General features: G+C 60.7%; 20 protein-coding genes. 9 read left to right on the top strand and 11 right to left on the bottom strand.

Going from position 1 to position 20,746, the window contains the following annotated elements; genetic code table 11:
• Window positions 1–79 precede the first annotated feature (79 nt).
• From QZ190_RS02095 to QZ190_RS02110, 4 genes are read left to right on the top strand one after another with little or no spacing between them, the layout of a single operon-like run.
• A complete protein-coding gene (locus tag QZ190_RS02095) occupies window positions 80–1,096 on the top strand; it encodes an ABC transporter substrate-binding protein (RefSeq protein ID WP_291912966.1) in 1,017 nt (338 codons plus the stop codon).
• 13 nt (window positions 1,097–1,109) lie between these two features.
• Window positions 1,110–3,311: an iron ABC transporter permease gene (locus QZ190_RS02100; protein ID WP_291912968.1), complete on the top strand. Its 2,202-nt coding sequence runs from the start codon at window positions 1,110–1,112 to the stop codon at window positions 3,309–3,311.
• A gap of 17 nt (window positions 3,312–3,328) precedes the next feature.
• Window positions 3,329–4,384 carry an ABC transporter ATP-binding protein gene (locus QZ190_RS02105; RefSeq protein WP_291912970.1) on the top strand — a complete coding sequence of 352 codons (1,056 nt, stop codon included), beginning with the start codon at window positions 3,329–3,331 and terminating at the stop codon, window positions 4,382–4,384.
• Between the two features lie 14 nt (window positions 4,385–4,398).
• The gene (locus QZ190_RS02110; RefSeq protein WP_291912972.1) at window positions 4,399–5,046 is read left to right on the top strand and encodes an HAD family hydrolase; all 648 of its coding nucleotides are present in this window, start codon (window positions 4,399–4,401) and stop codon (window positions 5,044–5,046) included.
• 77 nt (window positions 5,047–5,123) lie between these two features.
• Here QZ190_RS02110 and QZ190_RS02115 read toward each other — a convergent pair whose 3' ends face one another.
• From QZ190_RS02115 to QZ190_RS02140, 6 genes are read right to left on the bottom strand one after another with little or no spacing between them, the layout of a single operon-like run.
• On the bottom strand, window positions 5,124–5,804 hold the full coding sequence (locus QZ190_RS02115) for an ATP-binding protein (protein ID WP_291912974.1): 681 nt from the start codon (window positions 5,802–5,804) through the stop codon (window positions 5,124–5,126).
• A 34-nt stretch (window positions 5,805–5,838) separates the two neighbouring features.
• Window positions 5,839–6,114: a cell division protein FtsB gene (ftsB, locus tag QZ190_RS02120; protein WP_291912975.1), complete on the bottom strand. Its 276-nt coding sequence runs from the start codon at window positions 6,112–6,114 to the stop codon at window positions 5,839–5,841.
• Window positions 6,115–6,124: 10 nt separating this feature from the next.
• A complete protein-coding gene (gene eno, locus QZ190_RS02125) occupies window positions 6,125–7,411 on the bottom strand; it encodes a phosphopyruvate hydratase (RefSeq protein WP_291912979.1) in 1,287 nt (428 codons plus the stop codon).
• Window positions 7,412–7,461: 50 nt separating this feature from the next.
• Window positions 7,462–7,749, bottom strand: coding sequence for a DUF1330 domain-containing protein (locus QZ190_RS02130; RefSeq protein ID WP_108362725.1), 288 nt, complete (start codon window positions 7,747–7,749; stop codon window positions 7,462–7,464).
• A complete protein-coding gene (kdsA, locus tag QZ190_RS02135; RefSeq protein WP_291912985.1) occupies window positions 7,746–8,600 on the bottom strand; it encodes a 3-deoxy-8-phosphooctulonate synthase in 855 nt (284 codons plus the stop codon). The genes QZ190_RS02130 and kdsA overlap by 4 nt, the downstream gene beginning before the upstream one ends.
• A gap of 20 nt (window positions 8,601–8,620) precedes the next feature.
• On the bottom strand, window positions 8,621–10,267 hold the full coding sequence (locus QZ190_RS02140; protein WP_291912987.1) for a CTP synthase: 1,647 nt from the start codon (window positions 10,265–10,267) through the stop codon (window positions 8,621–8,623).
• Window positions 10,268–10,557: 290 nt separating this feature from the next.
• Here QZ190_RS02140 and coaBC point away from each other — a divergent pair, with 290 nt between their 5' ends.
• Together coaBC and dut are read left to right on the top strand one after the other, a co-directional pair.
• Entirely contained in the window at window positions 10,558–11,772 is a 1,215-nt protein-coding gene (coaBC, locus tag QZ190_RS02145) for a bifunctional phosphopantothenoylcysteine decarboxylase/phosphopantothenate--cysteine ligase CoaBC (protein ID WP_291912990.1), read from the top strand.
• Window positions 11,773–11,855: 83 nt separating this feature from the next.
• Window positions 11,856–12,305 (top strand): dUTP diphosphatase, encoded by a 450-nt coding sequence (gene dut, locus QZ190_RS02150; protein WP_291912993.1) that lies wholly within the window; start codon window positions 11,856–11,858, stop codon window positions 12,303–12,305.
• A 40-nt stretch (window positions 12,306–12,345) separates the two neighbouring features.
• Here the strand turns inward: dut and QZ190_RS02155 are convergent, their stop codons facing one another.
• On the bottom strand, window positions 12,346–12,879 hold the full coding sequence (locus tag QZ190_RS02155) for an FKBP-type peptidyl-prolyl cis-trans isomerase (protein WP_291912995.1): 534 nt from the start codon (window positions 12,877–12,879) through the stop codon (window positions 12,346–12,348).
• 86 nt (window positions 12,880–12,965) lie between these two features.
• On the opposite strand from QZ190_RS02155, the gene QZ190_RS02160 reads away from it, so the two are divergent.
• Together QZ190_RS02160 and QZ190_RS02165 are read left to right on the top strand one after the other, a co-directional pair.
• Entirely contained in the window at window positions 12,966–14,087 is a 1,122-nt protein-coding gene (locus tag QZ190_RS02160) for a cupin domain-containing protein (protein ID WP_291912998.1), read from the top strand.
• 199 nt (window positions 14,088–14,286) lie between these two features.
• Window positions 14,287–14,478: a hypothetical protein gene (locus tag QZ190_RS02165; RefSeq protein ID WP_291913001.1), complete on the top strand. Its 192-nt coding sequence runs from the start codon at window positions 14,287–14,289 to the stop codon at window positions 14,476–14,478.
• A gap of 80 nt (window positions 14,479–14,558) precedes the next feature.
• On the opposite strand, the gene bamC is transcribed toward QZ190_RS02165, so the two are convergent.
• The 4 genes from bamC to QZ190_RS02185 form a co-directional block, all read right to left on the bottom strand.
• A complete protein-coding gene (gene bamC / locus QZ190_RS02170; RefSeq protein WP_291913004.1) occupies window positions 14,559–15,662 on the bottom strand; it encodes an outer membrane protein assembly factor BamC in 1,104 nt (367 codons plus the stop codon).
• Window positions 15,663–15,706: 44 nt separating this feature from the next.
• Window positions 15,707–16,603, bottom strand: coding sequence for a 4-hydroxy-tetrahydrodipicolinate synthase (dapA, locus tag QZ190_RS02175; protein WP_291913006.1), 897 nt, complete (start codon window positions 16,601–16,603; stop codon window positions 15,707–15,709).
• 113 nt (window positions 16,604–16,716) lie between these two features.
• A complete protein-coding gene (locus QZ190_RS02180) occupies window positions 16,717–17,262 on the bottom strand; it encodes a bifunctional 2-polyprenyl-6-hydroxyphenol methylase/3-demethylubiquinol 3-O-methyltransferase UbiG (RefSeq protein ID WP_291913008.1) in 546 nt (181 codons plus the stop codon).
• Window positions 17,263–17,397: 135 nt separating this feature from the next.
• The gene (locus QZ190_RS02185) at window positions 17,398–18,609 is read right to left on the bottom strand and encodes an MFS transporter (RefSeq protein ID WP_291913010.1); all 1,212 of its coding nucleotides are present in this window, start codon (window positions 18,607–18,609) and stop codon (window positions 17,398–17,400) included.
• A 101-nt stretch (window positions 18,610–18,710) separates the two neighbouring features.
• Between QZ190_RS02185 and QZ190_RS02190 the strand changes: the two genes are divergently transcribed.
• Window positions 18,711–20,702: a DNA topoisomerase IV subunit B gene (locus QZ190_RS02190; RefSeq protein WP_291913013.1), complete on the top strand. Its 1,992-nt coding sequence runs from the start codon at window positions 18,711–18,713 to the stop codon at window positions 20,700–20,702.
• Window positions 20,703–20,746 lie beyond the last annotated feature (44 nt).

Genomic DNA, 20,746 nt, shown 5'->3' on the forward strand with positions numbered 1-20,746 from the left:
GTTGGCTCATGGGTGTTTTCACTCTGTTGGATGGCTTGATAAGGCTGCAAAATAGGGGGATTATTTTCTGGAGTAACCCATGAAGGCATTTAAAATTTTGCCACTGCTGGCCCTGGTGGCGACCAGCGCCCAAGCCCAAAACCGCGAGGTCAACATCATCTGCTCGGCCCAAGCCGCTTGGTGCAGCATGATTGCGGTCACCTTCGAGAAAAGCCAAGGCATCAAGGTCAACATGACAGCCAAGGGCTCGGGCGAGGCCATTGCCCAGCTGGCCGCAGAAAAAGCCAACCCCAAGACCGACATCTGGTTTGGCGGCACGGGTGACCCCCACCTGCAGGCGGCCGAGCAAAACCTGAGCCTCGAATACAAGTCGCCCACGTTGCCCAAGTTGCACGACTGGGCACAAAAGCAAGCAGCTCAGGCGGGTTTCAAAACCGTGGGCATTTATTCCGGTCCTTTGGGTTTTGGTTACAACACCGAGCTGCTGGCCAAGAAAAAGCTGCCCGTGCCCAAAACCTGGGGCGACCTGCTCAAGCCCGAGTACAAGGGTGAAATCCAATCGGCCAATCCGGCGTCGAGCGGCACGGCCTACACCATGATCGCCACCTTGGTGCAGCTCATGGGCGAAGACAAAGCCTTTGACTACCTCAAGGGTTTGCACAAAAACATTGGCACTTACACGCGATCGGGCACCGGCCCCATCAAGGCGGTGGCGCGGGGCGAGACGGCGGTGTCCATCAGCTTTGTGCACGACGGCCCCGGTGAAAAAGCCCAGGGCTTTCCCATCGAAACCATCACCCCGTCCGATGGCACAGGGGCTGAAATCGGCTCCATGTCCATCGTGCGCGGCAGCCGCAATCTGGAGGCCGCCAAAAAGTTTTACGAGTGGGCCTTGACCCCAGCGGCGCAAGAACTGGCGGCAGCCACCTTGCAGTTCCAGCTGCCTTCGCACAAAGAGGCCAAAGTGGACCCGCGTGTGCCGGACTTCCGCAAGATCAAGATGATCAATTACGACTACGCCAAATACGGCCAGACGGCCGAGCGCCGCCGCCTGATCCAGCGCTGGGAAAAAGAAGTCAACAGCTTGCCGCGCTGAATGAGACCTTGAGATGAATCCAGCGCTGCGTTTGCAGCGCGCTTTGCAAGGGTGGGTCCTTTTGGGCTTGCTCAGCTTTGTGCTGCTGCCTTGGTATTTCTTGCAACAATCGACCCTGATGGCGGCCTTGCCCGGTGTTTGGGCGACAGCCGAAACGGCCAGCGGCTGGGTGCAAGCCCTGCAACATGGTCGGCCTTGGTTGTGGTCGGCTGCGCTTGGTTTGGGTGTGTGCACTCTCGCCGTCATGCGTCCCTGGCCTGCACGCCTGCAAGGCACGCTTTTGTTGCTGGGCAGTTTGACAGGCTTGCTGGGCTTGCTGGGCAGTGGTTTTGCCATTGGGGCCACTGGATGGTCTTTCGCATTGCTCGAATCTTGGTGGGGCGCTTTGCCAGTGGGTCAATACGGCATGGGCTGGGGCGCTGCAGTGACCCTGCTCAGCTTGCTGGTGCTGCTGGGTGCAGCGCTGGCGCGATTGGGCGGTTTTCGGGGCGATGTGTTTGTGGCCGCTGCGGTAGTTGGCTGCACGGCGCTGCTGGTGCTGTTTGTGGTGTACCCGGTCCTGCGATCATTGGTGGCGGCCTGGGTGGACGATCTGGGCGCTTATGCCTGGACGCATCTGTTTGACCGCGTGGCCACAGAGCGGGTTTGGGGTCTGGGTTGCGTGCAAGGTGAAGGCCGCTGCGGCGTGGCCTGGAACACACTGTGGTTGGCTTTCTTCACGGCCACTGGCACCACCATCATGGGCACTTTGCTGGCCTTGTGGGCCGAGCGGGGCGGTACACGTTTGTCCAAACCGCTCAACATTTTGGCCATGCTGCCCATCATCACGCCCCCCTTTGTGGTGGGGTTGGGCTTGATTTTGTTGTTTGGCCGTGCGGGCTTGTTCAACCAAGCCTTGGAGTGGGCCTTCGGCATCGAGCCCGGGCGCTGGTTTTATGGCGTGTTTGGCATCTGGTTGGCGCAGATGTTCGCCTTCACCCCCATTGCTTTCTTGATCATGCGTGGCGTGGTGCAGGGGGTGAGCCCCAGCATGGAAGAGGCTGCACAAACCCTGCGCGCCAGCCGCATGAAAACATTCTGGACGGTGACGCTGCCCCTGCTCAAGCCCGGTCTGGCCAATGCTTTCTTGGTGGGTTTCATCGAGAGCATGGCCGATTTCGGCAACCCGATCATTTTGGGGGGGCAGTACGCGGTGCTGTCCACAGAAATCTTTTTTGCCATCGTTGGTGCAGCGCTCGACCCCGGCATGGCTGCAGCGCTGGCGCTGGTGCTGACTGGCTTTGCGCTGGCGGTGTTTTTGGTGCAGCGCCGTGTGCTTTCGGGCAGCAGTTTCACCACCGTCTCGGGCAAGGGCGATGCGGGCGTGGCCATGGCTTTGCCGCCAGCGGTGCTGCGTGTGTGCCGGGTCGTTGCAGGGCCGTGGCTCTTGTTCACGGTGGTGGTGTACCTGTTTGCGTTTGCGGGCGGCTTTGTGCAGACCTGGGGGCGCGACTTCACGTTCACGCTGGTGCACTTCAAAACCGCGTTCGATGTGCAGCAGGGCGAGTTTGGCTGGGTGTTTGCGGGCACGGCCTGGAAGTCGCTCTTCACCACGCTCAGTTTGTCGGCCATGGCCGCGCCCATTTGCGCCGGGGTGGGTTTGCTGATCGCCTGGCTGCTGGCCCGCACCGAGTTCCGGGGCAAGGCGGCTTTCGAGTTTTCTGCGCTTTTGACCTTTGCCATTCCGGGCACGGTGCTGGGCGTGAGTTACATCCTGGCCTTCAACGTGCCGCCCGTGGAGCTGACCGGCACCGGGCTGGTGATCGTGCTGTGCTTTGTCTTCCGGAATTTGCCGGTGGGCGTGCGGGCGGGCACAGCAGCGTTCAAGCAGCTGGACCGCTCGCTCGATGAAGCCTCGCAAATGCTGCGGGCCAGCACGCTGACCACATTGCGCCGTGTGGTGCTGCCGCTGCTCAAGCCTGCGCTGGTGGCGGCGCTGGTCTACAGCTTTGTGCGCTCCATGACCACGGTGTCGGCGGTGATTTTTCTGGTCACGGCGCAGTATGAGCTGGCCACCACCTACATCATTGGCCGGGTGGGCAATGGCGACTATGGCGTGGCGCTGGCTTACTGCACGGTGCTGATGGTGCTCATGTCCGTCATCACCTGGGGCATTCAAAAGCTGGTGGGTGAGCGACAGCTGGGGCGACGGGCCACAGCCACCCCAGCGGCTTGATAAAAGGATTCAACAACATGGGCATTCAATTCAAACAAGTCACCAAACGCTATGGCGGCAACCACTCGCCGCTGGTGGTGCAAGGCATTGACTTCGTCGTGCCCAAGGGCAGCTTGACCACGATTCTGGGGCCGTCGGGCTGCGGTAAAACCACCACCTTGCGCATGATTGCGGGTCTTGAAGCGCCCACGGGTGGCCAGATTTTGATTGACGGTGTGGATGTGACGCACCTGGGCCCGTCTGAGCGCAATGTGAGCATGGTGTTTCAAAGTTATGCGCTGTTCCCTCACATGAATGTGATCGGCAACGTGCGCTATGGGCTGGACGTGAGCGGTGTGCACAAAGCCGAAGCCCAGGAGCGCGCCCAAAAAAGCCTGTCTCTGGTGGGGCTGGCTGGCTACGAAGAGCGCCTGCCCAGTGAACTGTCGGGCGGTCAGCAGCAGCGCGTGGCCTTGGCCCGCGCCCTGGTGCTGGAACCCTCTGTTTTGTTGTTTGACGAGCCGCTGTCCAACTTGGACGCCCGCCTGCGCAGGTCCATGCGGGATGAAATCCGCCAGCTTCAGCAGCGCCTTGGCTTGACGGTGGCCTATGTGACACACGACCAAAGTGAAGCTCTGGCTGTGAGCGACCAAATCATCGTCATGGAGGCCGGGCGCATTGCGCAAGCAGGAACGCCGCAAGACCTGTACGAACGCCCGACCTCGGCTTTTGTGGCCGGGTTCATGGGCGAAGCGGTGTTGTTTGATGGGCTGTCACTCGCAGATGGTTCGGTGCAGCTGGGCCCACTGCGCTTGGTGCCGCGCCACGCGGTTGCGGCGGGCGCTGTGCGTGCGGCGGTGCGACCCGAGGCCTGGGGGGTGGGGCGCGAATTGTCGGGTGGCGAAAGTCTGCCGGGCAGCCTCTGTGCAGAACTCAAGCAATGGTCTTACCTGGGCAGCTTTGTGGAACTGAGCTTTGACACCGAGCTGGGACAGGTGTTTGTGGTTTCGCCCGAGGTTGAGCGCGACTGGCGCATCGGCCAAGTGCTGTCCCTGAGCTTGCCGGGGCGTGGTGTCTCGGTGGTGGCGGTTTGAAAGAAAGTGAAATCATGAGCCAAGATGTGGTGTTCGACTTGGGGGGTGTGGTGTTTCGCTGGCAGCCGTTGGTCTTGTTGCAAGAGTTGTTCCCCAGGCAAGTGCGCAATGAGGCTGAGGCCCGCGAATGGGCCAGCCAGATTTTTCAGACCTTTCACCCAGATGCCGATTGGGCTTTGTTCGATCTGGGCGCGATAGAGCCCGAACCTCTGGCCCAGCGCATCGCTGCCCGCACCGGTTTGGCCGAAGCCGACTTGCTGCACCTGATGCGCAACATTCCCCCGCACCTGCAACCCATTCCTGGCACGGTGGACTTGATCCACGAACTGAAAGCGCAAGGCCATCGTCTGTACTTTTTGTCGAACATGCCAGCGGGCTATGCAGATCATTTGGTCCGAGAGAACGATTTTTTTGCGCTGTTTGAAGAAGGTATTTTTTCAGCGCATGTGAAGCAGATCAAGCCGCTGCCGGACATTTTTGCCACAGCCCAAGCGCGTTGGCCGTTGCGGGGAGCGCCTGTATTTATTGATGATGTCCAGCACAACATCGATGCTGCAGCCTTGCATGGCTGGCGACCGATTCGATTTGAAACACCCCAGCAAGTGAGGTCAGCCTTGGTCGGTTTGCATTGCTTGGATGTGGGATCAAGCGGGTCTCTGTAGAGGTCGTGAATTCAATCGTTTTGCCAGGGCAGCCGTGGCGCGCCCGGTTCAAATGCGCTTCTGTTCGGCATCGTTTGTCAAGAAGCTGAGCGCTGTTTCACGAGTCGGGTAAACAGTGTGTGTTCGCAACCGGGGTCGCTGCAGTCGTTGCATTGCCACACGCTGCGGCCCTGGTTGATGGCAAACTGGCCTTGCTCACGGACCTCTTGCGCGGCTGCATCCTCGCCTTCCAAGCCCAAGGCCACCAAGGCGTTGTTCAAGCGCCGTGGCCCTTGGCCGTACACCACACGGTAGGCCATGCCCGAGCGCTCCAGTGCTTGCCGCACCAAGGTGTCGACTGGGCCGCGCACCTGGGGGCCGTCGCGTTGCAGGCCGTCGGCCACCCAGGGCAGGTCCAGGCCCGTGACCAAGGTGATGTCGTAGAGCGCCTGGTGCGCCAAAGCCATGGGGTAGAGGCTCTCGTCCTCAAACAGCAGATGGCTGTAGATGGCCGTCATCAGGGGCGTGGTGTCCGACAACAGCCAGGATTCTGGCGTTGGCTGGCCCGGTGGACACGCGGCTAGGGCTTGCTGCTGCGCAATGGCCATTTGCTCGTGGCGCTGGGGCGTGCGGCCTGCACGGTCGCACCAATGACGCAGCACTTCATCCACCGTGTGCACCGCTTGGCCACGAGCGCGTAAAACGCCTGCCAGGGTTTGGGTGAGCCAGCTTTTGCCGGTGCTTTCGGCACCCACCACGGCCACGCGAAGTGGCTTCATGGTCCCGCTGTCACCCACCCGAAGGCTTGGGGGCTCATTTGGCGATCTGCACGAAAATTTCGTTGGCTTTGACCATGCCCAGCTCATGGCGGGCACGCTCTTCCACCATGTTCAGGCCCTCTTTGAGGTCGTTGACTTCGGCGCTCAGTTGCTCCATGCGGCGGCGTGCATCTTCGTTGGCCTGTTTTTGTTGCGCCAATTCCTGGCGCAATTCACTCACATGCGGCAAGCTGCCCGGCCCGAACCACAGTTGGGCTTGCACGATCGCCAACAAGGCGAAAAGCACGATCGGGACCAGGCGGTTGCCCATGGCTCAATGCTCAGCGCAGGTTGTAAAACGCGCTGCGGCCGGGGTACACCGCCACTTCGCCCAAGTCTTCTTCGATGCGCAGCAGCTGGTTGTACTTGGCCATGCGGTCCGAGCGGCTCATGGAGCCGGTCTTGATCTGGCCAGCGTTCAGGCCCACGGCGATGTCGGCAATGGTGCTGTCTTCGGTCTCGCCTGAACGGTGCGAGATGACGGCGGTGTAACCGGCACGCTTGGCCATTTCGATGGCTTCGAAGGTTTCGGTCAGGGTGCCGATCTGGTTGATCTTGATCAGGATCGAGTTGGCGATGCCTTTGTCGATGCCTTCTTTGAAGATCTTGGTGTTGGTCACGAACAGGTCGTCACCCACGATCTGCACGTTTTTGGCCAAGCGGTCGGTGAGCACTTTCCAGCCGTCCCAGTCGCTTTCGGCCATACCGTCTTCGATGCTGATGATGGGGTACTTGTCGCACCAAGTTGCCAACATGTCGGTCCACTGCTCGGATGTCAGGCTGATGCCGCCTTCACCTTCAAGCACATACTTGCCGTCCTTGTAGAACTCGCTGGCCGCGCAATCGAGGCCAATGGCGATTTGCTCGCCAGCGGTGTAACCGGCTGCGGCAATTGCATCGAGCACCATCTGGATCGCGGCTTCGTGGCTGTCGACGTTGGGGGCAAAGCCGCCTTCGTCGCCTACGGCAATGCTCATGCCTTTGTCGTGGATGATTTTCTTCAGGGCGTGGAAGACCTCAGCACCCCAGCGCACGGCTTCGCGGAACGACGGTGCGCCTACGGGGATGATCATGAACTCTTGCAAGTCCAGGTTGTTGTTGGCGTGAGCGCCGCCGTTGATGACGTTCATCATGGGCACGGGCAGCTGGTTGCCGTTCATGCCGCCAAAGTAGCGGTACAGGGGCAGGCCAGACTCTTCGGCCGCAGCGCGGGCCACGGCCATGGAAACGGCCAGCATGGCGTTGGCACCCAGGCGGCTCTTGTTGTCCGTGCCGTCCAGGTCAATCAGGGTGCGGTCCAAAAAGGCTTGCTCGGAGGCGTCGAGACCCAGCACAGCCTCACTGATTTCGGTGTTGATGTGCTCGACGGCTTTGAGCACGCCTTTGCCCAGGTATCGGCTCTTGTCGCCGTCACGCAGCTCGATGGCTTCGCGGCTGCCGGTCGATGCGCCGGACGGCACAGCGGCGCGGCCCATGACGCCCGACTCCAGCAACACGTCGCATTCGACGGTGGGGTTGCCACGGCTGTCGAGGATTTCACGGCCGACGATATCAACGATTGCACTCATTTTTGAACTCTCTCAATTTAAAAACAAAACGGGTCTTCAAAGCTGGCGTGTCAGACGCCTTCGACGGCCACCATGCGCATGATGGCGGCGCCTTCGCGGGCTTCGCGGGCTTTGAGGTATTCGGGCAGTTCGTAGAAGGCCTTGGCGGCCTCGAACGAGGGGAACTTCAGGACAACGATGCGCTCAGGGGCCCAGTCACCTTCGAGCACTTGCACCTGGCCGCCGCGCACGCAGACTTCGGCACCTGCGGTTTTCATGGCGGCGGTGGACCACTTTTTGTACTCTTCGTACTGGGTGGGGTTGGTGACCTGGACGTGGGCGATGATATAGCCGCTCATGAGAAATCATCCTCTAAAAAGGGGTTCTTTTTGGTGACGGAATCGAGTTGTACCAGCGTCTCCAGCAGGGCTTTCATCTTGCCCAGCGGCACGGCGTTGGGGCCGTCAGACCAGGCCTCTTGAGGTTTGGGATGGGTTTCCATGAAAAGACCCGCCACGCCAGCGGCCACGCCTGCACGGGCGAGCACCGGCACCATCTCGCGCGCGCCGCCGCTGCTGGTGCCCTGGCCGCCAGGCTTTTGCACCGAGTGGGTCACGTCAAACACCACGGGGGCGCCGGTCTTGCGCATTTCGGCAAGACTCGTCATGTCGGCCACCAAGTTGTTGTAGCCAAAGCTCACGCCGCGCTCGCAGGCCAAAAAGTTGTCTTCGGGCAGGCCGACTTCGCGTGCCGCGCTGCGGGCTTTGTCGATGACGTTTTTCATGTCCCAAGGGGCCAAGAACTGCCCCTTCTTGATGTTGACCGGCTTGCCCGACTGGGCCACGGCGCGGATGAAGTCGGTCTGGCGGCACAAAAAGGCGGGGGTTTGCAACACATCGACCACGCTGGCCACGGTCTTGACCTGCGATTCGTCGTGCACGTCGGTCAAGATCGGCACGCCGATCTGGCGGCGCACTTCGTCCAGGATTTTCAGACCCGCGTCGATGCCCACGCCGCGCTGGGTGTTGCCCGAGGATCGGTTGGCTTTGTCGAACGAGCCTTTGTAAATGAGGGGGATACCCAAGGCGGTGCAGGCCTCTTTGAGGCGACCGGCCACTTCGAGGGACATCTCAAGGCCTTCGATGGAGCAGGTGCCCGCGATCAAAAAGAAGGGTTGGTTCAGGCCAACATCAAATCCGCACAGTTTCATGGAGGACCTCAATGGGGGTTTCAGGCAGCGGCTTGGTGCTCAACCGCCGCCTTGACGAAGGCGTTGAACAAGGGGTGACCATCCCAAGGCGTGGACTTGAACTCGGGATGGAACTGTACGCCCACATACCAAGGGTGCACGCTTTGTGGCAACTCGACGATTTCGGTCAACTGCTCGCGCTGCGTCAAGGCCGAGATCACCAGGCCTGCTTTGCGCAGGTCGTCCAGGTAATTGACGTTGGCCTCATAGCGGTGGCGGTGACGTTCGGTGACCACGTCGCCGTAGATCTGGTGGGCCAAAGTACCCTTGGCCACGTCGGAGCTTTGTGCGCCCAGACGCATCGTGCCGCCTAAATCGGAGTTGGCGTCGCGTTTTTGGATGGAGCCGTCGGCGTCTTTCCACTCGTTGATCAGGGCGATCACGGGGAAGGGCGTTTCGGGTTCGAACTCGGTGCTGTTGGCGTCCTTCATGCCGGCCACATGGCGGGCGTATTCGATGGTCGCGACCTGCATTCCCAAGCAAATGCCCAGATAAGGTACTTTGTGGGTGCGGGCGTATTGCGCGGTCTCGATTTTGCCTTCGACACCGCGTTTGCCAAAGCCGCCGGGCACCAGCACGCCGTCGTAGTTGGCCAAGCTGGCCACGGTCTCGGGGGTGATGGTTTCGGAGTCGATGTGCTCGATTTTCACGCGCACATGGTTGCGCATGCCCGCATGTTTGAGGGCTTCGTTGACCGATTTGTAGCTGTCGGTCAGCTCGACGTACTTGCCCACCATGGCAATCGTCACTTCGCCCTTGGGGTTGGCGGTCTCGTACACCAGATCGTCCCAGCGCTTGAGGCTGGCAGGTGGCGTGTTCAGGCGCAGCTTGTCGCAGATCAGGCCGTCCAGGCCTTGCTCGTGCAGCACGCGGGGCACTTTGTAAATCGTGTCCACGTCGGGCATGGAGATCACGCCCCAGCTTTGCACGTTGGTGAACAGAGAGATTTTGTCGCGCTCGTCGTCGGGAATGTAGCGGTCGGCGCGGCACAGTAGGGCGTCGGGCTGGATACCGATTTCGCGCAGTTTTTGCACCGTGTGCTGGGTCGGCTTGGTCTTGAGCTCGCCCGCAGTGGCGATCCAGGGCAGGTAAGTCAGGTGCACAAAGGCGGTGTTGTTGGGACCCAGGCGCAGGCTGAGCTGGCGCACCGCTTCCAAAAATGGCAAGGACTCGATGTCGCCCACGGTGCCGCCGATCTCGACGATGGCCACGTCGACTGCTTCGGGGGTGCCGTAGCCCGCACCGCGCTTGACGAAGTCCTGGATTTCGTTGGTGACGTGGGGGATGACTTGCACGGTCTTGCCCAGATAGTCGCCACGGCGCTCTTTTTCGAGCACGCTTTTGTAAATCTGGCCGGTGGTGAAGTTGTTGGCCTTCTTCATCCGGGTGTTGATGAAGCGCTCGTAGTGGCCCAGGTCCAGGTCGGTTTCTGCGCCGTCGTCGGTCACGAACACCTCGCCGTGCTGGATCGGCGACATGGTGCCGGGGTCCACGTTGAGGTAGGGATCGAGCTTGATGAGGGTGACGGAGAGGCCGCGTGATTCAAGAAGGGCGGCGAGCGAGGCGGAGGCGATTCCCTTGCCCAGGGAAGACACCACACCGCCGGTGACGAAGACGAATTTGGTCATGTCCAAGACGGGAGCTGTGGCTCCCGGTAGGTGGAAATCGTGATTATAGACAGTCGGGTTCGGGGTTTTCCCGGTCTGCAGCCGTTTCTTGTGGGTTTCCTTGACGAGGTGGTGGTCGTTTTCCGCGCCGGGGCCAGGGCTGACCGGTCGGGCTCATAACTCGCTTCGCTCGCCAAATCGCCCGATCCGGCCAGCCCTGGCCCCAGCGCTGCGTTGCTGTCCATTTCTCCGGTCATCGTGTTCAAGCTGATTCGCACTGAATGCGCAGCGGTCTGCTACATTCCCCAGCCATGAGCAAATTGGCTGGAAAACACATCGTTCTGGGCTTGTCGGGCGGCATTGCGGCCTTCAAGTCGGCGGAACTCTGCCGCGCCTTGGTCAAGGCGGGCGTGACGGTGCAGGTCGTCATGACCGAGGCGGCCGAGCAATTCATGACGGCGGTGACCATGCAGGCCCTCTCGGGTCGGCCGGTTTACACCTCGCAGTGGGACCCGCGCGAGGCCAACAACATGGCACACATCAACCTGAGCCGCGAGGCCGATGCGATTGTGGTGGCGCCGGCCAGTGCCGACTTCATGGCCAAACTGCTGCACGGCGGCGCTGACGAACTGCTCAGCCTCATGTGCCTGGCGCGGCCCATTGACCAAGTGCCGCTCATCGTAGCCCCGGCCATGAACCGAGAAATGTGGTCCAACCCGGCCACGCAGCGCAATGTGGCCCAGCTCAAAGCCGATGGCATCCATGTGCTGGATGTGGGGCAGGGCGATCAGGCGTGTGGCGAGACGGGCGACGGGCGCATGCTCGAAGCCGATGAAATCTTGGAAGACCTGGAGGCGTTTTTCACCCCCAAGGTGCTGGCGGGCAAAGCGGTGCTGGTCACGGCAGGCCCCACCTACGAAGCCATCGACCCGGTGCGCGGCATCACCAACTTGTCGAGCGGCAAGATGGGTTTTGCCATTGCGCGCGCGGCCCGCATGGCGGGGGCGAGCGTCACCCTGGTCGCGGGGCCCGTGCATTTGCCCACACCGCGAGGCGTGCAGCGCTTCGATGTGCGTTCGGCCCGTCAGATGCTCAATGCTGCGGTGCTGCATGCAGATGCGGCTGACGTGTTCATTGCCACCGCCGCCGTGGCCGATTGGCGGCCAGCCCATTCGGCCGATCAAAAAATCAAGAAAGACGGCTCAGGCCACACGCCCGAGCTGAGTTTTGTCGAAAATCCGGACATCCTGGCCACCATCGCACAATCTCCGCGTGGCGCATCGGGCGGCTTGTTCTGTGTGGGTTTTGCGGCTGAAAGCCATGACCTGCTGGCGCACGCCACGGTCAAGCGCCTTCGCAAGGGTGTGCCGCTGTTGGTGGGCAATATTGGTCCGGCCACTTTCGGCCAGGACGACAATGCCTTGCTCTTGGTGGATGCATCGGGTGCACGCGAGCTGCCCCATGCCAGCAAGCAGGCCTTGGCGGTGCAGCTGATCGATGACATCGCAGCCCGTTTAACCCGATAAGTCAAGTCTGGGTTCAGCGTTCAGTGCTGAGAGAAAAGCCTGAAAACAACCGTCAACCCCTAACTCCTAACGCTCAAGCCCACATGAACATCGACCTCAAAATCATCGACGCCCGCATGGCCGATCAGCTGCCTGCCTATGCCACATCTGGCAGCGCAGGCCTGGATTTGCGCGCCTGCCTGAATGAGCCTTTGACCCTGCTGCCCAACGCCTGGCAATTGGTGCCTACGGGCATTGCGGTCCACCTGAAAGATCCGGGCTATGCCGCCATGCTGTTGCCGCGATCTGGTTTGGGCCACAAACATGGCATCGTGCTGGGCAATTTGGTGGGTTTGATTGACAGCGACTACCAAGGACAGTTGATGGTCAGCGCCTGGAACCGCAGCGACGTGGCCTTCACCATCGAGCCGATGGAGCGCATCGCGCAGATGGTCATCGTGCCTGTTGTGCAAGCCGCATTCAATGTCGTGGCGGATTTTGATGCACCCAGCGAGCGCGGCGAGGGCGGTTACGGCTCGACTGGCAAAAAATAAGCGCCCCGCAGGGCGCTGTTAAGGGCGCTGTTCAAGGGGCTCAGTGCAGTGTGGGCATGGTCAGGCTGCCCTCGTCGCCGACTTCGATTTTGAAAAAGCCCGTGCCGCAACTGCCGCTGCCCACTTCGGCTTCGGTCGCCTCGCGCACCGATTCCACCTTCAGGTGCAGGCGCAGCGCAATGCCCGACAGCGGGTGATTGCCGTCCAGCACCACATGCTCGGGGTAGATTTCGGTCACGGTGTAGAGCACATTGCGCGGGGCGTCGGGGTGGCAGCCCTCGGGTAAGGCGGTGCCTTCGATCGTGAGGCCGGGCTCCAGTCCTTCGGGAAAGAGGGCCAGCGGTTCCAGAAACAGCAGCTCTTCATTGAAGTCGCCAAAGGCGTCTTCGGGCTCCAGATGCAGGTCGACCTTGGCGCCTTTTTCGTGGCCTTGCAGGGCTACCTCGATCTTGGGCAGCAGGTCCTGGCCGCCAATGAAAAATTCCACGGGCTCGTCCAGGGTGTCCAGAACTTCGCCCAGCGTGTCTTTGAGTGTCCAGGTCAGTGCGACCACAGAAGGTGTCTTGATTTCCATAGGACAATTGTCGCAGTTTGGCGGCCTGTTTTTGGCCGCCTTGTTTTTGAGCGCAGGTCTTTCGGCCTGAGCAACCGGATCACCCCATGAACACAGAACAACCCCTGGCCCTGCTCGGCGGCCTGACGCCCAGCCAATTCATGAAGCGCCATTGGCAAAAAAAGCCCTTGCTGGTGCGCAACGCCATCCCGGGTTTTGTGCCCTGTGTGGGCCGCGCCGACTTGGTGGCGCTGGCGGGCGAGGAGGGGGTGGAGTCGCGTTTGATCGTGGATTCACCCAAGGGCTGGAAGATGAAGCACGGCCCGTTCACCAAGCGGAGTCTGCCACCCTTCAGCCAGAAAAAATGGACTTTTCTGGTGCAAGGCGTCGATTTGCACCACGATGGCGTGCACGCCCTGATGCAGCAGTTCCGCTTTGTGCCCGATGCCCGGCTGGACGATGTGATGATCAGCTACGCCACCGATGGCGGCGGCGTGGGGCCACACTTTGACAGCTACGACGTGTTTTTGTTGCAAGCCCATGGTCAGCGCCGCTGGCGCATTGGCCGCAACAAAGACCTGAGCCTGCAGCCGGGCGTGCCGCTCAAGATTTTGCAAAACTTTGAAGCAGAACAAGAGTTCGTGCTCAACCCTGGTGACATGCTGTACTTGCCTCCCAAATACGCCCATGACGGCGTGGCCGAGGGCGAGTGCATGACCTGGTCGATGGGCTTTCGGGCTCCGCAAGAGGGCGAGTTGGCCCGTGAGTTGTTGCTGGGCTTGGCCGATGAGGCTTTTGACGGTGTGGGCGACGCGCTTTACCGCGATCCGAAACAAGCGGCGGTGGCTTCACCTGCCGCCATTCCGCCGGCTTTGGCTGGCTTCGCACGTCAAGTGGTAGATAAAGCACTGAAAAACCCTCATTTGCTCGACAGTTTGCTGGGGGAGTACTTGACCGAACCCAAAGCCCACGTCTGGTTCGATGGCGCACAGGCCGAGGTTGATTTGTCAGCGGGCGTACAACTCGACCGGCGCACCAAAATGATGTACGACGACAAACACGTGTTCATCAATGGTGAGAGCTTCAAGGTCGGCGGACGCGATGCTCTTGTTTTGCGTCAATTGGCCGACGATCGGGCCATAACGGCACAAAAATTCAAAATTTTGAGCGCAGATGCCAAGGATGCCTTGCTCGATTGGTCATGTGCCGGCTGGTTGAGGGGTCTTTGAGTGGGTTTCTCAAACTGTTTTCGCACCAAATAAATGCAAGCTAGCGGTAAGCCTGCATTTGATCGACTAGGGAAAACGCTATAATCCGAGGCTGAGCACAAAAGAGCTCGAGTGCTTTTGGCTCAGTTTCAACGGCGTTAATAACCGTTGAAACAATTTCCGGAAATTGTTTTCACATTCACACCTTAGGAAAATCAAAATGAACAAGTCCCTCGTTCTGGCCGTCATCATCGCTGCAGCTGCTCTGTCCGCTTGCGGCAAAAAAGAAGCTGCAGCGCCTGCTCCTGCACCCGCTCCAGCTGCAGCTCCAGCTGCTGACGCTTCGGCTCCTGCTGCAGCTCCAGCTGCTGACGCTTCGGCTCCTGCTGCTGACGCTTCTGCCTCCAAGTGATCGCATGCATCCGGTGCAAACCGGATGGCGCACAAAAAACCCCGCTTTGCGGGGTTTTTTTCGTCTGGTAATCAACGAGTTCAGCGCAATTCGGCGGCAATCAACTTCAAAATCCGCTCGGCATCCTGGGCCGACGGTTCAGGTTGACCACTGGCGGTCAGCACGCGCAAGCTGCTTTGGTTTTCGCCAGAGGCAACAAGGCTGATCTGGTATTTGGTGAGCGTCGAAGGGGTGTCTTTCTTGCTGCCAAACAGACGCCCAAGGAATCCCTTGGGTTCTGAGCTGGTGCCAGCGGCCACATAGCGCACAAAGTAAACGCCAGCGGAGCGGTCGCGGTCTTCCACCGTGAAACCGCTGCGGTCCAAGGCAACGCCGGTGCGGCGCCATGCGCGGTCCAGGTTGTCCTGCAGCACGATCACGGGCTGACCATTGATGCTGCTGACTTGGCTGCCCGTATCTGCCGCGCTGGCGGTGACCGTGGCGGTTTTGGCCGCTTCGGGTGAGCTGCCGAGCTTGACCATCAGGCGGCGCAGGAATTCGATTTCCAACTCGGGGTCGCTGGGGCGAGGTTGCCAAATGGTGCGGTCTTTTTGGACATCGGCATAGTTTTCTACCATGCCCCGGTGGGTGATATAGATTTCGACGCCCCCTTGCGCATTGCGCTCTACACGGGTTCTGAATTTGTCGCGCTCAGCGGTGGAGTAAAAGGAATCCAGCACTTTGCCCAAGGTTCTGCGGACGAAGTCCTGGGGCAGTTTGGCCCGGTTTTCTGCCCATTCGGTTTCCATGATGCCGACATCGGGGGCATCGGTGACCAGCACAAAGCCATTGCTGGTCCAGAACTCACGCAGCGGCTCCCAGACTTTGTCGGCGGGCAAGCTGGCCACCAGCCAACGCTGGTTGCCTTGGCGCTCAATCCTGACAGGACCCAGTGCATTGGCTGCAGTGCCCGCATCGACCACTCGGCTGCCTGCATTTTGAAAGCCTGAGGCGGTGGCTGAAGTGCTTTCGATGGCGTAACGCGACTCCTTGCGCAACTGCGTCAGGTCCGGGGGCACCTCCAGTGTGGGCGCTTTGGCCGCGCTTTTGTAGTCGATCTTGTCTTCTTGCAGCACTGAGCAGGCGCTGAGCAAGCTGGCCAAGGCGAGCACGGTGGCTGTGCGCTTGAAAGGGGCAGAGGACATGGCGTTGAAAAACAGAGGGTTCACAAATTTCCTTGGGGAGTCCATCAAATCAGGCCGCTGGCCTTCAGGGCTGCTTCGACCACGGGTTGCTGCGACTGGGACAGTTCGGTCATGGGCAAGCGAAGCGTGGGGCCGCACAGGCCCATGCGCTGCATGGCCCATTTGACGGGGATGGGGTTGGCTTCGACAAACAGGTTTTTGTGCACGGGCAGCAATTTGAACTGGATGCGCATGGCTTCTTGGACGTCGCCTCGCAGGGCGGCCATGCACAGCTCGTGCATATGGCGGGGTGCCACGTTGGCGGTCACACTGATGTTGCCGGCGCCGCCGCACAACATCAGGGCCACGGCGGTGGCGTCATCGCCAGAGAAGACGGCAAATTCTGGGGGCACCTCACGGATGAGCCATTGCGCGCGCTCGATGTTGCTGGTGGCTTCCTTGATGCCGATGATGCCCGGCACCTGGGCCAGGCGCAGCACGGTCTCGTGCTGCAAATCAGCTACGGTACGGCCTGGCACGTTGTACAAAATCACGGGAAGGCCAGGTACCGCCTCGGCAATGGCTTTGAAGTGCTGGTAAAGCCCTTCTTGGGTGGGCTTGTTGTAGTACGGCACCACCTGCAGCTGGGCGTCAGCGCCGACTTTTTGTGCAAATTTGGCCAGATTGATCGCTTCGGCGGTGGAGTTGGCGCCACAGCCGGCAATGATGGGGATGCGTTTGGCCGCTTGTTCGACCGAGACACGGATGATTTCGCAGTGCTCGTCCACGGTCACTGTGGGGGATTCTCCCGAAGTGCCCACCACCACGATGGCATCGGTGCCTTCGGCCACATGCCAGTCGATCAGTTTTCGCAAAGTCGGGTAATCCACTTTGCCGTCTGCGAGCATGGGGGTGATCAAGGCAGGGATGCTGCCACGGATGGGGCGAAATTCGGTGGTCATGTCAGGGGTTTCTGAGCAGGAAAAAGAACCATTCTAACGAGTGCAAGTCAAGGCGCGTTTGGCATGCCTTTCACGGGGGCCAAGCCATCCAAACGCACCAGGCCGACGAGATTTCAGGCGGCTTGCAAGGGCCAGCGTTCGATGGCCCCGGATGAACCGGCGCGCACGGCTGCGATGCGCTGCACAAAACGCTCGGGCGAGGCCTCAAAACCGTCCTCATAAGCCACGGTGCGCAAGCCTTCGGTGGCTTGGAGCAGCTCGCCCGGTTGCAGCAAAAAGTCGGGCCGCGAGGGTTTGCCCACGCTTTCATTGCCTGCGGCAAAGGTTTCGTAGATCAACACGCCGCCCGGGGCCACGCTGGCCACCAGGGTGGGCAGCAAGGGCCGCCAGAGGTAATTCGTGACCACCACGCAAGCGAATGTTTGACCGACAAAGGGCCAAGGGCCGTTTTCGATGTCGGCGCAAATGACCGGACCACTGGCTTGGGCCACGGCCACGGCTTCGGGGTTGTGGTCCACGCCAGTAACGCGGTGCCCCAGCGCGGCCAGATAACGCAGGTGGCGGCCTGCGCCGCAGGCCACATCGAGCACGGTGCTGCCCGGGGCGATCAGGTGCACCCAGCGTTGCAGCCAGACAGAGGGGTTTTCGGTGCCGTGCATGTTCATTCAGGGGATAAAGTTAAAAACACGACCACAGCTGGTCAGCCAGCATGACCACCACATCGGGTTGGGCATACAGCCCGAAGGTGATGGCCAGCAGCAAGGCGGCCAGCAGCCAAAGGGTGCTTCGGGTGTTCATGCGGTTTGGGGCGATGGACGCACGATGGGGCTCTCACGCACCGGCAGGTTCACCAGCGCAGCCAACACGCCCAGCGCTATGGCCAGGTACCAGACGATGTCGTAGCTGCCGGTTTTGTCGTACAAATAGCCGCCCAGCCACACGCCCATGAAGGAGCCGATCTGGTGGCCGAAAAAGATGAAACCGCTGAGCATGGACAAATGTGCCACCCCAAAAATATGCGCCACCGCCGCGTTGGTGGGCGGCACGGTGGACAGCCACAGCAAACCCATCACGGCCGAGAAGATGTAAACGCTGGTGGGCGACAGCGGCACCAGCAAGAACAGCGTGATCGCCACCGAGCGCGAGATGTAAATGGTGGCCAGGATGTGTTTTTTGGGGATGTGTGGGCCCATGGTGCCCGCAATGTAGGTGCCCACCACGTTGAACAGACCAATCAGGGCCAGCGCATAACTGGCCACTTGGGGTGCCATGCCGTGGTCTTTCAGGTAGCTGGGCATGTGCACGCCGATGAACACCACCTGGAAGCCACACACAAAATAGCCCGCCATCAGCAGCTGAAAGCTCGGGTATTTGAAGGCTTCTTGCAGCGACTGGAGGATGGTCTGTTCGCGTTTGACCTGGCCCGGTGCGTGTAAAGCCGGCTCGCGCAGCCCCCAAGCCAGCGGAATGATGAGCACGGTGGCGGCGGCCAAAATCATCAGGGCGTTTTGCCAACCCGCTTGGCTGATCAGCATGCCTTCTACCGGCACCATCAAAAACTGCCCGAAGCTGCCGGCCGCTGCCGCAATGCCCATGGCCCATGATCGGCGCTCGGCCGGCACGTTGCGCCCGATCACGCCATAAATCACGGCGTAGGTGGTGCCCGCCTGCGCGGTGCCGATGATGACGCCCGTGAACAGCGCAAACATCCAGGGCGTTTGGGCCTGGGCCATGCCCACCAGCCCCAATCCGTAGAGAAAGGCGCCGGCCGTGATGACGCGGAACGCGCCAAATTTGTCGGCGAGCATGCCCGCAAAAATGCCCATGAAGCCCCAAGCCAGGTTCTGGATCGCCATGGCAAAGGCGAACTCTTCTCGGCCCCAACCTTGGGCTTGGGTGATGGGCTGCAGCCACAGGCCAAAGCCGTGGCGTATGCCCATGGAGAGGGTGACGATGGCCGCGCCGCAAATCAGCACCTGGTTCAGGGATAGGGGTTTGTGTTGCATCCCCTGACTTTAACCAATCTCCTTGGCATTCCCGGCGAGAAGTTAAAACCACTGTCTTTGCATCCAGTAAACCCGATCAAATCCCACTACAATCCGCCACCATGGCCACCCAATCAACTGTCAAAACCTCCAACGCCTCGAGCGAATATTCCGAAGGCTCGATCCGCGTCCTCAAGGGCTTAGAGCCCGTCAAGCAACGCCCGGGCATGTACACCCGCACCGACAATCCCCTGCACATCATCCAGGAAGTGCTGGACAACGCTGCCGACGAGGCGTTGGCGGGTTACGGCAAAAAAATCAAAGTTGTCCTGCACGCTGACGGATCTGTCAGCATCGAAGACGATGGCCGAGGCATCCCCTTTGGCCTGCACCCTGAAGAAAACGCCCCGGTGATCGAGCTGGTGTTCACCCGGCTACACGCGGGCGGCAAGTTCGACAAGGGCAAGGGCGGGGCGTATAGCTTCTCGGGCGGCCTGCACGGTGTGGGCGTGAGCGTGACCAACGCACTGTCCAAGCGGCTCGAAGCCACCAGCTACCGCGAAGGCCAAGTGGCCACCTTGGTGTTTTCAGGTGGCGACGTGACCGAGCCGCTGGTCAAACGCGCCACAGGCGAGGGTGACCGCAAGCAAGGCACCACGGTGCGCGCCTGGCCCGACGCCAAATATTTCGAATCCAGCGCTTTGCCGATGAACGAGCTGACGCACCTGCTGCGCAGCAAAGCCGTGCTCATGCCGGGCGTGACGGTGACCTTGGTGAACGAGAAAACCAAGGAAACCCAGCAGTGGCAATACAAGGCGGGCTTGCGTGACTACCTCACGCAAACGCTGAACGGCGACCCGGTGATCCCTTTGTTTGAAGGCGAAGGCTTTGCCGACGGCAACAGCGAGAGCTTTGCAGAAGGCGAGGGCGCAAGCTGGGCTGTGGCCTTCACCGAAGACGGTGCGCCGGTGCGCGAAAGTTATGTGAACTTGATTCCCACCAGCGCAGGCGGCACGCACGACAGCGGTTTGCGCGACGGCTTGTTCACCGCCGTCAAAAGTTTCATCGAGCTGCATGGTTTGCTGCCCAAGGGCGTCAAGCTGATGCCCGAAGACGTTTTTGCCCGCGCCAGCTATGTGCTGAGCGCCAAAGTGCTCGACCCGCAGTTTCAGGGCCAGATCAAGGAGCGGCTGAACTCGCGCGACGCCGTGCGGCTGGTGTCCAGTTTTGTGCGCCCGGCCTTGGAGTTGTGGCTCAACGAGCATGTGGACTACGGCAAAAAACTGGCCGAGTTGGCGATCAAGGCCGCGCAAACCCGTCAGAAAGCCGGCCAGAAGGTCGAAAAGCGCAAGAGTTCGGGCGTGGCCGTGTTGCCCGGCAAGCTGACCGACTGCGAGAGCAAAGACATCTTGCACAACGAGGTGTTTTTGGTCGAGGGCGACTCGGCCGGAGGCAGCGCCAAAATGGGCCGCAACAAAGAGAGCCAGGCCATCTTGCCTCTGCGCGGCAAGGTGCTCAACACCTGGGAAGTCGACCGCGACCGCTTGTTTGCCAACAACGAAATCCACGACATCTCGGTGGCCATCGGGGTGGACCCGCACGGGCCCAACGACAACCCCGACATGAGCAACCTGCGCTACGGCAAGGTCTGTATCTTGAGCGACGCGGACGTGGACGGCTCGCACATCCAGGTGCTGTTGCTGACTTTGTTCTTCCGCCATTTCCCCAAGCTGATCGAAGCGGGGCATTTGTATGTGGCCAGGCCTCCGCTGTTCCGCGTCGATGCGCCTGCACGCGGTAAAAAGCCTGCCTCCAAAGCCTACGCGCTCGACGAGGGCGAGCTCACCGCCATCATCGACAAGCTGCGCAAAGACGGCGTGAAAGAAGGCGGCTGGAGCATCAGCCGCTTCAAGGGTCTGGGCGAGATGAGCGCCGAACAGCTGTGGGACACCACGCTCAACCCCGACACGCGCCGCCTGCTGCCCATCGAGCTGGGCCCGCTGGACAACGCGGGCACCGAAAACCTCATGACCCAGCTCATGGGCAAAGGCGAAGCCGCCGCCCGCCGCGAGCTGATGGAGCTGCACGGCGACAGCATCGAAATCGACGTTTGACGAATTCCCCGTAGGAGCCCACACCGCGGGCGAAATGTCTGAGC

The sequence above is a fragment of the Limnohabitans sp. genome (genome assembly GCF_017848645.1).
GTDB lineage: Bacteria > Pseudomonadota > Gammaproteobacteria > Burkholderiales > Burkholderiaceae_C > Limnohabitans_A.